General features: G+C 71.0%; 11 protein-coding genes. 5 read left to right on the forward strand and 6 right to left on the reverse strand.

Annotated elements, in window-relative coordinates; genetic code table 11:
* Positions 1-36: 36 nt before the first annotated feature.
* From pyk to pta, 3 genes are all read right to left on the reverse strand, one after another.
* Positions 37-1,467, reverse strand: a complete 1,431-nt coding sequence (gene pyk, locus OG524_RS25565; protein WP_405388537.1) for a pyruvate kinase — start codon at positions 1,465-1,467, stop codon at positions 37-39.
* 74 nt (positions 1,468-1,541) lie between these two features.
* Positions 1,542-2,762, reverse strand: coding sequence for an acetate kinase (locus OG524_RS25570; RefSeq protein ID WP_405388536.1), 1,221 nt, complete (start codon positions 2,760-2,762; stop codon positions 1,542-1,544).
* Positions 2,759-4,840, reverse strand: a complete 2,082-nt coding sequence (gene pta / locus OG524_RS25575) for a phosphate acetyltransferase (RefSeq protein ID WP_405388535.1) — start codon at positions 4,838-4,840, stop codon at positions 2,759-2,761. The genes OG524_RS25570 and pta overlap by 4 nt, the downstream gene beginning before the upstream one ends.
* A gap of 231 nt (positions 4,841-5,071) precedes the next feature.
* Here pta and OG524_RS25580 point away from each other — a divergent pair, with 231 nt between their 5' ends.
* Positions 5,072-6,097 carry an ATP-dependent 6-phosphofructokinase gene (locus OG524_RS25580; protein ID WP_405388534.1) on the forward strand — a complete coding sequence of 342 codons (1,026 nt, stop codon included), beginning with the start codon at positions 5,072-5,074 and terminating at the stop codon, positions 6,095-6,097.
* A 141-nt stretch (positions 6,098-6,238) separates the two neighbouring features.
* Here OG524_RS25580 and OG524_RS25585 read toward each other — a convergent pair whose 3' ends face one another.
* The 3 genes from OG524_RS25585 to OG524_RS25595 all read right to left on the reverse strand — a co-directional run bounded on the left by OG524_RS25585 (position 6,239) and on the right by OG524_RS25595 (position 9,465).
* The gene (locus tag OG524_RS25585; RefSeq protein ID WP_405393097.1) at positions 6,239-6,859 is read right to left on the reverse strand and encodes a helix-turn-helix domain-containing protein; all 621 of its coding nucleotides are present in this window, start codon (positions 6,857-6,859) and stop codon (positions 6,239-6,241) included.
* Between the two features lie 162 nt (positions 6,860-7,021).
* Positions 7,022-7,699, reverse strand: coding sequence for a response regulator (locus tag OG524_RS25590; RefSeq protein WP_405812502.1), 678 nt, complete (start codon positions 7,697-7,699; stop codon positions 7,022-7,024).
* Between the two features lie 113 nt (positions 7,700-7,812).
* Positions 7,813-9,465, reverse strand: coding sequence for an ATP-binding protein (locus tag OG524_RS25595; protein WP_405811732.1), 1,653 nt, complete (start codon positions 9,463-9,465; stop codon positions 7,813-7,815).
* 154 nt (positions 9,466-9,619) lie between these two features.
* Between OG524_RS25595 and OG524_RS25600 the strand changes: the two genes are divergently transcribed.
* The 4 genes from OG524_RS25600 (at position 9,620) to OG524_RS25615 (ending at position 12,673) form a co-directional block, all read left to right on the forward strand.
* Positions 9,620-10,999: a cation:dicarboxylate symporter family transporter gene (locus tag OG524_RS25600; protein WP_405388532.1), complete on the forward strand. Its 1,380-nt coding sequence runs from the start codon at positions 9,620-9,622 to the stop codon at positions 10,997-10,999.
* 188 nt (positions 11,000-11,187) lie between these two features.
* Positions 11,188-11,592 (forward strand): MerR family transcriptional regulator, encoded by a 405-nt coding sequence (locus OG524_RS25605; protein WP_384501569.1) that lies wholly within the window; start codon positions 11,188-11,190, stop codon positions 11,590-11,592.
* Between the two features lie 3 nt (positions 11,593-11,595).
* Positions 11,596-11,937: a thioredoxin gene (gene trxA / locus OG524_RS25610; protein ID WP_405388531.1), complete on the forward strand. Its 342-nt coding sequence runs from the start codon at positions 11,596-11,598 to the stop codon at positions 11,935-11,937.
* A 115-nt stretch (positions 11,938-12,052) separates the two neighbouring features.
* Entirely contained in the window at positions 12,053-12,673 is a 621-nt protein-coding gene (locus tag OG524_RS25615) for a hypothetical protein (protein ID WP_405811733.1), read from the forward strand.
* Positions 12,674-12,756: the final 83 nt, after the last annotated feature.

Here is a 12,756-nt window from a genome sequence, read left to right on the forward strand (position 1 = left end):
TCCGGGGGTGCGGGCCACAGTCACGGGCAGGGCGCGTCAGTCGCGCTTCTCGCCGCCCAGGTGGTGGACCCGGACCATGTTCGTGGTGCCGGCGACACCGGGGGGCGAGCCGGCGGTCATCACCATGATGTCGCCGGTGGTGTAGCGGTTCAGCTTCAGGAGCTCCTCGTCGACCAGGTCGACCATGGCGTCCGTGTTGTTCACGTGCGGGACCACGTGCGACTCGACGCCCCAGCTCAGCGCGAGCTGGTTGCGGGTGGACTCGTCCGTCGTGAAGGCCAGGATCGGCTGCGCGGCGCGGTAGCGGGAGAGGCGGCGGGCGGTGTCACCGGACGAGGTGAACGCGACCAGTGCCTTGCCGTTGAGGAAGTCCGCGATCTCGGCGGCGGCGCGGGCGACCGAACCACCCTGCGTACGGGGCTTCTTGCCCGGGACCAGGGGCTGGAGGCCCTTGGAGAGGAGCTCCTCCTCGGCGGCGACGACGATCTTCGCCATCGTCTTGACCGTCTCGATCGGGTACGCGCCCACGGAGGACTCCGCGGACAGCATGACCGCGTCCGCGCCGTCCAGGATCGCGTTCGCGACGTCGGACGCCTCGGCGCGGGTCGGCCGCGAGTTGGTGATCATCGACTCCATCATCTGGGTCGCCACGATCACCGGCTTGGCGTTGCGGCGGCACAGCTCGATGAGGCGCTTCTGCACCATCGGGACCTTCTCGAGCGGATACTCGACGGCCAGGTCACCGCGGGCCACCATCACACCGTCGAAGGCGGCGACGACGCCCTCCATGTGCTCGACGGCCTGGGGCTTCTCGACCTTGGCGATGACGGGGACCCGGCGGCCCTCCTCGTCCATCACCTTGTGCACGTCCTTGACGTCCTCGGCGTCCCGCACGAAGGACAGCGCGACCAGGTCGCAGCCCATCCGCAGGGCGAACCGCAGGTCCTCGACGTCCTTGCCGGACAGCGCGGGAACGTTCACCGCCGCACCGGGCAGGTTGATGCCCTTGTGGTCGGAGATGACACCGCCCTCGATGACGATGGTGGTGACACGCGGGCCGTCGACCGAGACGACCTTGAGCTCGACGTTGCCGTCGTTGATCAGGATCGGGTCACCCTTGGTGACGTCCCCGGGCAGACCCTTGTAGGTCGTACCGCAGATCGACTTGTCGCCCGGGACGTCCTCGGAGGTGATGACGAACTCGTCCCCGCGGACCAGCTCGACGGGCCCCTCGGCGAACTTCGCCAGGCGGATCTTCGGGCCCTGGAGGTCGGCGAGCACGCCGACCGCGCGGCCGGTCTCGGCTGCGGCCTTGCGGACCCGGTCGTAACGGCCTTGGTGCTCCTCGTGGGAGCCGTGACTGAAGTTGAAACGGGCCACGCTCATGCCGGCCTCGATCAGAGCGACGAGCTGCTCATGGGAGTCGACGGCGGGACCGAGGGTACAGACGATTTTGGAACGGCGCATGAGGCGGATCCTATCGGTTTGTTTCGCTGCGGAATATTCCGTCTGGTGGAAGATACAAAGGGGCGCGGGTCCGCTCAGTTGTGGACCAGTGCGAAGGTCTGGCCGGCGATCTCCAGCTCCTCGTCCGTGGGCACCACGGCGACGGCCACCCGTGCGTCGTCGGGGGAGATCAGCCGCGGTTCGCCGGACCGTACGGCGTTACGGTCCGGGTCCACCGCGAGGCCGAAACCCTCCAGCCCCGCGATCGCAGCCTCCCGCACCGGAGCCGAGTTCTCCCCGACCCCCGCCGTGAACACCACGGCGTCCACCCGGCCGAGGACCGCCGAATAGGCGCCGATGTACTTCTTCAGCCGGTGGACGTAGATGTCGAAGGCCAGCGTGGCACGCTCGTCGCCCTCCTCCACCCGGCGCCGGATCTCCCGCATGTCGTTGTCGCCGCACAGGCCGACCAGGCCGCTCCGCTTGTTCAGCAGGTCGTCGATCTCGTCCGCCGACATGCCGGCCACCCGCTTGAGGTGGAAGGTGACGGCCGGATCGATGTCCCCGGAACGCGTACCCATGACCAGCCCCTCCAAGGGGGTCAGTCCCATGGACGTCTCCACGCACCGGCCGCCCGCCACCGCGGAGGCCGAGGCGCCGTTGCCCAGGTGCAGCACGATCACGTTCACGTCCGCCACCGGCCGGCCCAGCAGCTCGGCCGCCCGCCGCGACACGTACGCGTGCGAGGTGCCGTGGAAGCCGTAGCGGCGGATGCGGTGCGCGTCGGCGGTCGCCACGTCGATCGCGTACCGTGCCGCGTGCTCCGGCATCGTCGTGTGGAACGCCGTGTCGAAGACCGCCACCTGTGGAAGGTCCGGGCGCAGTCCCTGCGCCGTACGGATCCCGGTGATGTTCGCCGGGTTGTGCAGCGGGGCCACCGGGACCAGCCGCTCGATCTCCTCCAGCACCTCGTCGGTGACCACGGTGGGCTCGCTGAACCTGAGCCCGCCGTGCACCACCCGGTGGCCGATCGCCGCCAGCTCGGGGGAATCCAGGCCGAGCCCGTCGGCCGCCAGCTCCTCGGCCGCCGCCCTCAGCGCCTGCTCGTGGTCGGCGATCCGGCCGGTGCGCTCACGGGGGGCGCCGGCCGACGGCGTGTGCACCAGCCGGGAGGTCTCCTCACCGATCCGCTCGACCAGACCCGTCGCCAGCCGGGTGCGGTCGCGCATGTCCAGGAGCTGGTACTTCACCGAGGAGGACCCCGAGTTCAGGACGAGCACCCGGCTCGCCTCGACGGTGCTGTGCGTGGGGGTCATCCGGTCCGCTCCTCGTCCTGCGCCTGGATCGCGGTGATGGCCACGGTGTTCACGATGTCCTGTACGAGGGCGCCGCGCGAGAGGTCGTTGACCGGCTTGCGCAGCCCCTGCAGTACCGGGCCGACCGCGACGGCGCCCGCCGAGCGCTGGACGGCCTTGTAGGTGTTGTTGCCCGTGTTGAGGTCCGGGAAGATCAGCACGGTCGCCCGCCCCGCCACCTCCGACGCCGGCAGCTTGGTCGCGGCGACGGACGGTTCGACCGCCGCGTCGTACTGGATGGGGCCCTCGATCCTCAGGTCCGGCCGGGAGGCGCGTACCCGCTCGGTCGCCTTCCGCACCTTGTCGACGTCCGCACCCGTGCCCGAGGTTCCCGTCGAGTACGAAAGCATCGCGATCCGGGGGTCCACACCGAAGCGTGCCGCGGTGACCGCCGACTGCACCGCGATGTCCGCGAGCTGCTCGGCGTCCGGATCGGGGTTGACCGCGCAGTCGCCGTACACCAGGACCTTGTCGGCGAGGCACATGAAGAAGACCGAGGAGACGATCGAGGCATCCGGCTTCGTCCTGATGATCTCGAAGGCGGGACGGATGGTCGCCGCCGTGGAGTGCACCGAACCGGAGACCATGCCGTCGGCCAGGCCGTCCTGGACCATCAGCGTGCCGAAGTAGTTGACGTCCGACACGACGTCGTACGCGAGCTCCACCGTCACACCGCGGTGCGCGCGGAGCAGGGCGTACTGCTCGGCGAAGGCCTGGCGCAGCTCGGAGGTCTGCGGGTTGATCAGCTGCGTGTCCGCGAGGTCGATGCCGAGGTCGGCGGCCTTCTTGCGGATGACGTCCACGTCGCCCAGGAGCGTCAGGTCGCAGACGTCGCGGCGCAGCAGCACATCGGCGGCGCGCAGGACGCGTTCCTCCGTGCCCTCGGGCAGGACGACCCGGCGCCGGTTCGAGCGGGCCTGTTCCAGCAGTTCGTGCTCGAACATCATGGGGGTGACCCGGCCGCTGCGGGCCACCGAGATCCGCTCCAGCAGCGCACCCGTGTCCACGTGGCGCCCGAAGAGACCGAGGGCGGTCTCCGACTTGCGGGGCGTGGAGGCGTTCAACTTGCCTTCCAGTGCGAAGAGTTCACCCGCCGTGGGGAAGGATCCGCCGGCCACCGCGACGACCGGGGTGCCCGGGGCGAGGCGGGCGGCCAGCCTGAGTATCTCCTCGCCGGGGCGCTCGTCCAGCGTCAGCAGGACGCCGGCGATGGGCGGGGTGCCCGCACTGTGCGCGGCGAGCGAGCCGATGACCAGGTCCGCCCGGTCGCCGGGGGTGACGACCAGGCAGCCCGGGGTCAGGGCCTTGAGGAGGTTCGGCAGCATCGCGCCGCCGAAGACGAAGTTCAGCGCGTCCCGGCCCAGGCCCGAGTCGTCGCCGAGGAGAACCGTTCCGCCCAGTGCCGTGGTGATCTGCGCGACGGTCGGCGCGGAGAGCGCCGGATCGTCCGGCAGCACCGAGCAGGGCACCGGCAGCCGGGCCGCCAGCCGCTCGGCGATCTCCGCCCGGTCCTCGGACGCCACCCGGTTCACGATCATCGAGAGGACGTCGCAGCCCAGGCCCGCGTACGCCCGGTAGGCGTTGTGCGTCTCGGCCCGTACGGACTCCGCGTCCTGGCCCTTGCCGCCGACCACCGCGATCACCGAGGCGCCGAACTCGTTGGCGAGCCGGGCGTTCAGCGCCAGTTCGTCGGGGAGCTGGGTGGCGGCGAAGTCGCTGCCGAGGACCAGGACGACCTCGTAGTCGCGGGCCACCCGGTGGAACCGCTCGACGAGCCGGGAGACCAGCTCGTCGGTACCCTGCTCCGCCTGGATCGTCGACGCCTCGTGGTAGTCGAGGCCGAAGACCGTCTCCGCGCTCTGCGAGAGCCGGTAGCGGGCCCGCAGCAACCCGAACAGCCGGTCGGGTCCGTCATGGACCAGCGGCCGGAAGACACCGACCCGGTCCACCTGACGCGTCAGTAGCTCCATGACTCCCAGATCGACGACCTGGCGGCCGTCTCCCCGGTCGATTCCGGTCACGTACACGCTGCGCGCCACGCGTGCTCTCCCGTCCTGTTCGGCTGGTCATGTCCTCTTGACGATACCTACGGGGGCAGGTATGCCGCCCGCCGGGAGGAGGCCGCTCCGCGCGCCGCTCCGGCAGGGGCCGGAGCAGCCGGGAGCGCGGTGTCCGGACCCGGCGTGGGACAATCGTGATGGCTCACGGTACGGGGGTTCTCGAGTGGCTCCCGGAACCGACCGGCCCTAGCGAGCAGGAGACAGAGCACGATGCGCATCGGAATTCTCACCGCAGGCGGCGACTGCCCCGGCCTGAACGCCGTGATCCGGTCGGTCGTCCACCGTGCCGTGGTGGGGCACGGCGATGAAGTCATCGGGTTCGAGGACGGCTTCAAGGGGCTGCTCGACGGCCACTTCCGGCCCCTCGACCTCAACGCCGTCAGCGGCATCCTGGCCCGCGGCGGCACGATCCTCGGCTCCGCCCGGCTGGAGCGCGACCGGCTGCGCGAGGCCGCGGAGAACTGTGAGGAGCTGTCCCGCCGTTACGGCATCGACGCCCTCATCCCGATCGGCGGCGAGGGCACGCTGACCGCCGCCCGGATGCTCTCGGACGCGGGAATGCCCGTCGTCGGCGTCCCGAAGACGATCGACAACGACATCTCCGCCACCGACCGGACCTTCGGCTTCGACACCGCGGTGGGTGTCGCGACCGAGGCCATAGACCGTCTCAAGACCACCGCCGAGTCGCACCAGCGGGTCATGGTCGTCGAGGTCATGGGCCGCCACGCGGGCTGGATCGCGCTGGAGTCCGGCATGGCCGGCGGCGCCCACGGCATCTGCCTCCCCGAGCGGCCCTTCCAGGTCGACGACCTGGTGAAGATGGTCGAGGAGCGCTTCGCGCGCGGCAAGAAGTTCGCCGTCATCTGCGTCGCCGAGGGCGCGCACCCGGCGGAGGGCTCCATGACGTACGCCAAGGGCGAGATCGACCAGTTCGGCCACGAGCGCTTCCAGGGCATCGGCAACCGGCTGGCCACCGAGCTGGAACGGCGGCTCGGCAAGGAGGCCCGGCCAGTCATTCTCGGCCATGTGCAGCGCGGCGGCACGCCGACCGCGTACGACCGGGTGCTCGCGACCCGCTTCGGCTGGAACGCGGTGGAGGCCGTGCACCGGGGCGACTTCGGCCGGATGACGGCCCTGCGCGGCTCCGAGATCGCCATGGTCCCGCTGGCCGACGCGGTGACCCGGCTGAAGACCGTGCCCAGCGACCGGATGTACGAGGCCGAGTCGGTCTTCTGACCGGGGCGGCGCCCGCGGGTTCCTCGTGCCCCTTCCGGCCTGGCAGGAAGGGGCACGAGCGGCTCCGGCCGTCCCTCACGGGCGACCGGGGCCGCTCGGACGCGGCTGACAGGTCTCAGGCAACAGGCCCGGTTGGCCGGATCAGATCCCCGCGGTCCGCCAGAACTGCTCGACCACCCGCACCAGGAACTCCCGTGCGTCGCTCTCCGCCTCCGTGCGCTCCCGGCCGGCGCTGTTCCAGGCCTGCGTCGACAGGACCAGGGCCTGGTAGTCGGTGTGAAGCTGCTCCAGCACGTTCTGGACCAGGACCTTGTCCAGCGGCACCATCTTCGCCACCGGCTTGACGTACGCCTGCCAGCGCGTGGCCACCGCCTTGTTCAGGAGCTCCGCCAGCTCCTCGTTGCGGCCGGTCGCCGTGAGGAACTGCGCGGCCGACATGTCCAGCGCCTGGCAGAGGGACACGGCCTGACGCTCGTTGCCCCGCCAGCGTCCCGAGTCCTCGATCCGCTGATACGCGGCGGCGGTCATCCCGAGCGTCCGCGCCAGGTCCTCCACCTCGATGTCCCGCGACTGCCGGTGCTCGCGCAACGTGCTCGCCGCGGCCAGCAGTTCCTCCGGCGCGCACCACAGCACACCGGCGAGGGCCGTCAGTTCGCGCTCGCCCGGCAGGGCCACACCACGCTCCCAGGCCATCACGGTCTCGGCGGTTATCTGAAGTCCGTACTGGGCGCCGAGGCCGTACGCAACATGTCCGGGAGCCATTCCCAGCGCTTCGCGAAGTCGGCGTGCGGCAGGGGCGTTGAAGGGCGGAGTCGTGTGCACGGCTTCACCGTATGAGCACAAGAACCCCCTGGCTACAGGCTGTTCCTAACGGTTCACCCTTCGTACGATCCTCCTAGGAGTGATTCGCCCGGGTGTCTTCGCCTAGGGGCGTGTTTCAGCCACCCAGGTGTAATGCAGCTCGGGGCGGCCTACCTGACCGTAGCTCGGCCGTCGGACGGCGCGGCCCGCCGTCACCAGGTGCTCCAGATAGCGGCGGGCGGTGATCCGGGAGATCCCCACCTCCTCGCCCGCGGCCGACGCCGTGACCCCGTCCGGGGACTCCCGCAGCGACCGCGTCACCACTTCCAGCGTCGGACCGCTCAGCCCCTTGGGCAGGCTGGCCGGGTCCGCGACCCGCAACGCCCCCAGCGCCCGGTCCACCTCCTCCTGGCCGCTCGCCTCACCGGCCGCCGCCCGGAACGCGGCGTAGCGCAGGAGCCGGTCCCGCAGGGTGGGGTACGTGAACGGCTTCAGCACGTACTGGACGACGCCGAGCGACACGCCTTCCCGCACCACCGCCAGATCACGCGCCGACGTCACGGCGATGACGTCGGCACCGTGTCCGGCGGCCCGCAGCGAACGCAACAGCTGGAGACCGTGCCCGTCGGGCAGGTACAGGTCGAGCAGCAGCAGGTCGACCGGCATCCGGTCCAGGGCCCGCACGGCCGCCGCGCGGGTATGGGCGACGGCGGCCACCTCGAAACCCGGCACCCGGCCCACGTACAGCTGATGGGCGTCGGCGGCCACCGGATCGTCCTCCACGACCAGCACGCGGATCACCCCACCCGTACTGCCCGCCCCGTCACCACCGCCCGCGCCGCCTGCCCCGCCACCACCGCTTCTGCCCGCCGTGTCACCCATGCCGCCCACGCCGTCCATGCCGTCCGTTCCGCTCATGCCGTGGCCACCTCCGCCGTACGGCCCGCGAGCGGGAGCCGCACCGTGAACTCCGCGCCGCCGTCCGGCCCCCGGTCCAGGGTGACCGTCCCGCCGTTACGGTGGACCGCCTGCCGTACGAGGGCCAGGCCAAGCCCGCGCCCCGTGCCGTGCGTCGTCCAGCCGCGCCGGAACACCTCGTCCGCGTCGTCCGGGCCGATCCCGCCGCCGGTGTCGGCGACCCGCAGCAGCAGCTCGCCCCCTTCCGTGAGCGCGGTCACGGTCACCAGGGCCCGCGTCGCGGTGCGCTGCGCGGGCACCGGCGCCCCGCCGCCGCCCGTCACCGACTCCGACGCGGCGTCCACCGCGTTGTCGATCAGGTTGCCGAGGATCGTCACCAGATCGCGCGGCGCCATCGAACGCGGCAGCGCCCCGTCGTCGATCAGGCTGTCCTCCGCGAGCACCAGCTCCACACCGCGCTCGTTCGCCTGCGCCGCCTTGCCGAGCAGCAGCGCGGCCAGCACCGGCTCCGCCACCGCCCCGACGACCCGGTCGGTGAGGACCTGGGCCAGCTCCAGCTCCGCCGTCGCGAACTCCACCGCCTCCTCGACCCGGTCCAGCTCGATCAGCGAGACCACGGTGTGCAGGCGGTTCGCCGCCTCGTGGGCCTGCGAGCGCAGCGCCAGCGTGAAACCCCGCTCCGAGTCCAGCTCGCCCGACAGCGCCTGCAGCTCCGTGTGGTCCCGCAGGGTCACCACCGTGCCGCGCTGCTCGCCGCCGACCACGGGGCTGGTGTTGACGACGATCACCCGGTCCGCCGTCAGGTACACCTCGTCCACCCGCGGCTCGGAAGCCAGCAGCGCCCCGGTGAGCGGCGCGGGCAGGCCGAGCTCGTCGACCCTGCGCCCGACCGACCCGTTTGTCAGGCCGAGCAGTTCCCGGCCCGCGTCGTTGATCAGCGCGATCCGGCGCCGCCCGTCCAGCATCAGCAGCCCCTCGCGCACCGCGTGCAGGGTGGCCTCGTGGTAGTCGTGCATCCGGCCCAGCTCGCGGGCGTTCATCCCGTGCGTGTGCCGCCGCAGCCTGGCATTGATCACGTACGTCCCGAACCCGCCGAGCGCCAGCGCCGCGCCCGCCGCCATGGCCAGGGCGCCGAGCTGCTCGCGGACCTGGGTGGAGACCCGCTCGACCGTGATGCCGGCGCTGACCAGGCCGACGATCCTGCCCCCGTCACGGATCGGTGTGACCACCCGTATCGAAGGGCCCAGGGTGCCGGTGTACGTCTCCGTGAACGTCTCCCCGCGCAGCGCGGGAGCGGTGTTCCCGATGAAGGTCCGGCCGATCTCCGCAGGATGCGGATGGGTCCAGCGCACCCGGTCCCGATCCATGATCGTGACGAAGGTGATCCCGGTGTCCGCGCGGACCCGCTCCGCGTACGGCTGGAGTACGGCGGACGGATCCGGGGTACGGATCGCCTCCCGCACGGACGGGGATCCGGCCATGGCGAGGGCGGCGGCCCGCACCTGCCGGTCAGCGGCCTCCTCCGCCTGGGAGCGGCCGGAGGCGTATGCGAAGAAGGCGCACCCGGCCACGACCGCGGCCACGAGCAGGGCCTGCATGGCGAAGAGCTGGCCGGCCAGGCTGCGGGGGAGCGTACGGGACAGGCGCATGGCCCCAGTCTGCCTGGCAGGGCCCACCGCCCCAAGATGGCTCGAAAGCGTCCGTGAACGATATGAACGCAAGGGTGACCGCCGTCACAGGGAAGTGAATAGTCACCGGGGCCCCCAGGGACGGGGGAGCGACCGCATACCCGAGGAGGCCCCCGTGGCAGAGAAATCCGCACGACGGGACCGCACGCACTATCTCTACCTGGCCGTGATCGCCGCCGTGGTGCTGGGCATCACGGTGGGCTTCGTCGCTCCCGGCGTGGCCGTGGAGCTCAAGCCCATCGGCGCCGGCTTCGTCAGCCTCATCAAGATGATGATCTCGCCGATCATCTTCTGCACGATCGTGCTGGGCGTCGGCTCCGTACGCAAGGCCGCCAAGGTCGGCGCCGTCGGCGGCCTCGCCCTCGGCTACTTCCTGGTGATGTCGACCGTGGCCCTGGCCATCGGCCTCGTCGTCGGCAACATCCTGGAGCCCGGCTCCAGCCTCCACCTCACCGACGCGGCACGCGCCGCCGGTGAGCAGCAGGCGTCGGGGGCCAGTGAGTCCACCGTGGACTTCCTGCTCGGCGTCATCCCGACGACCATGGTCTCGGCCTTCACCGAGGGCGAGGTCCTGCAGACCCTGCTCATCGCCCTGCTCGCGGGCTTCGCCCTGCAGGCCATGGGCTCGGCCGGCGAACCGGTCCTGCGCGGCATCGGCCACATCCAGCGCCTCGTCTTCCGCATCCTCGCCATGATCATGTGGGCTGCCCCGGTCGGCGCGTTCGGAGCGATGGCGGCGGTGGTCGGCGAGACCGGCGTGGACGCGCTGAAGTCCCTCGCGATCATCATGATCGGCTTCTACGTCACCTGCGCGCTCTTCGTGTTCGTCATCCTGGGAGCGATTCTGCGGCTGGTGGCCGGGGTCAACATCCTCTCCCTGCTGAAGTACCTGGGCCGTGAGTTCCTGCTGATCCTCTCCACCTCCTCCTCCGAGTCGGCCCTTCCGCGGCTGATCGCGAAGATGGAGCACATGGGTGTCAGCAAGCCCGTCGTCGGCATCACCGTGCCGACCGGTTACTCCTTCAACCTCGACGGCACCGCGATCTACCTCACGATGGCGTCGCTCTTCATCGCCAACGCGACGGGTGATCCGCTGAGCATCAGCGAGCAGATCTCGCTGCTGATCTTCATGGTGATCGCCTCGAAGGGTGCCGCGGGTGTCACCGGCGCCGGACTGGCCACCCTCGCCGGCGGCCTGCAGTCCCACCGCCCCGAACTGGTCGACGGTGTCGGCCTGATCGTCGGCATCGACCGCTTCATGAGCGAGGCCCGCGCCCTGACGAACTTCGCGGGCAACGCGGTCGCCACCGTCCTGGTCGGCACCTGGACCAAGGAGATCGACCGGTCACGGGTGGACCAGGTCCTCTCCGGCGCCCTGCCGTTCGACGAGAAGACGATGACGGACGACCACCACCCCGCCGGCGCGGACGCCGACGTGGACATCCCGGAGGCCAGGGACGGCGGCGAGGACAAGCCGTCGCTCGCGAAGGTCTGAGCCCCTCGATCCTTCCGACCGCGAGGCTCCCCGGTCGACGGACTCCCCCGGACCTCGACCGCCTCGCCTCGCCCCGGCCCGCCCGCACCGCCACGGTGCGGGCGGGCCGCGTCCGTAGGGCGACCGCCGGCCCCTCCCCTCTCCCCTCCTCTTGCCTTGACGTCGGCGTCAAGGATTACGGTCGCGGTATGCGAATCGGGGAACTGGCCGAACGCGCCGGAACGACGACACGGACGCTGCGCTACTACGAGTCGCGCGGCCTGCTGCCCGCACGCCGCGCGGAGAACGGCTACCGCACGTACGACGAGGGCGACCTGCGGCTCATCCAGCAGATCCGGACCCTGCAGGACTTCGGGTTCGACCTGGAGGAGACCCGCCCCTTCGTCGACTGCCTGCGCGCCGGCCATCCGGCAGGCGACGCCTGCCCCGCCTCGCTCGCCGTCTACCGGCGCAAGCTCGGTGAACTGGACGCGCTCATCGGTCAGCTGCAGTCGGTGCGTACGGAGGTGGGCGCCCAGCTGGCCCGCGCCGAGCTGGAGGCGTCGGCCGAGCTGCCGGGCGGCCCCGAACCACGATGTGAACTGGGAGGATGACAGATGATCCACGCAGAAGGTGTCGCCGAGGTCACCGACACGACGTTCGACGCGGAGGTACTGGGAGCCGGTCTCCCCGTCCTGGTCGAATTCACCGCCGACTGGTGCGGCCCCTGCCGCCAGCTCGCCCCCGTGCTCAGCGCGGTCGCGGCGGAGGAGGCCGACCGCATCAAGGTCGTACAGATCGACGTGGACCACAACCCAGGTATCGCCGGCCGCTACGCGGTGCTCTCGATGCCGACGCTGATGGTCTTCCGGGACGGCGAACCGGTGAAGTCGATGGTCGGCGCCCGCCCGAAGCGCCGCCTCCTCCAGGACCTGGAGGACGTCTTCGCGGCACCGTAGGAAGGTCGTTGGGGGGTTACGGACACCTCGACGTGCCTTATGTACCAGTTCGTCCGTCCGTGACTTCCCGCCGACCTGGCGCTTGGGTAGGTTGGCCGGTACCAGGAGTGTGGACGTGATCGCGGTCGACGCCGATGTCAACGCGAGCGTGACGACCTGCGGTGTGCGCGGCCTGGAGCCGACCGGTGATCCGGCGCCGCTGGAGATCCTGGCGAACCTCGTCCACATGGTGCCCCGTTCGCTGGTCTCGGGTCTGCTGATGCTGCTCGACCAGTTGACCCTGCGGTCCAAGCAGCGCGCCGAGTACCTCGCCGACTCCCTTGCCGCCCGGGCCGGTTCCACCGAGGCGGCCGTGGGACTCCTGGACCGGCTGCTCGTCGCTGAGCCCGTCCGCATCACCCTGCGGCGCGAGAACAACAGGCTCCGCGCCCTCCCACGCCGTGCCGGCCGGTCCGAAGGGCTGCAGGACGGACTGCGGGAGGTCCTCGCGGCCCACACGGAGTCGATTCCGGAGCACGAGTACGAGAGGCAGCGGCGCGTCGGTGCCCGGAGGGGGCACGGCGTCGACGACACCCATCCGCCGACACATCTGTGTCGCGAATGCCTGCTCGTCGGGGCGCCCGCACCCGCGGCCGTCGTGGCGGACGCCGACTGTGAACAACGGATCGCCGCCGAACTCGCCGACGCACGCGGGCAGGTGGCCCGGCAGATCGTGCGGGACGGGTTCGACGGGTAGGCGGCCGGCCACGCCGAACGCGCCTGCACTGCCGCGCAGTTGCGCTGCGAGCGGCTCGACGGAAGGTGGCAGGTCCCGTCGTT

This window comes from Streptomyces sp. NBC_01520, from assembly GCF_045040375.1.
Lineage (GTDB): Bacteria > Actinomycetota > Actinomycetes > Streptomycetales > Streptomycetaceae > Streptomyces.

What these genes read in the sequence shown, in the direction of transcription:
- pyk (WP_405388537.1), bottom strand. Translation starts at nt 1,467, where the DNA reads ATGCGCCGTTCCAAAATCGTCTGTACCCTCGGTCCCGCCGTCGACTCC.
- OG524_RS25570 (WP_405388536.1), bottom strand. Translation starts at nt 2,762, where the DNA reads ATGACCCCCACGCACAGCACCGTCGAGGCGAGCCGGGTGCTCGTCCTG.
- OG524_RS25580 (WP_405388534.1), top strand. Translation starts at nt 5,072, where the DNA reads ATGCGCATCGGAATTCTCACCGCAGGCGGCGACTGCCCCGGCCTGAAC.
- OG524_RS25585 (WP_405393097.1), bottom strand. Translation starts at nt 6,859, where the DNA reads ATGGCTCCCGGACATGTTGCGTACGGCCTCGGCGCCCAGTACGGACTT.
- OG524_RS25595 (WP_405811732.1), bottom strand. Translation starts at nt 9,465, where the DNA reads ATGCGCCTGTCCCGTACGCTCCCCCGCAGCCTGGCCGGCCAGCTCTTC.
- OG524_RS25605 (WP_384501569.1), top strand. Translation starts at nt 11,188, where the DNA reads ATGCGAATCGGGGAACTGGCCGAACGCGCCGGAACGACGACACGGACG.
- trxA (WP_405388531.1), top strand. Translation starts at nt 11,596, where the DNA reads ATGATCCACGCAGAAGGTGTCGCCGAGGTCACCGACACGACGTTCGAC.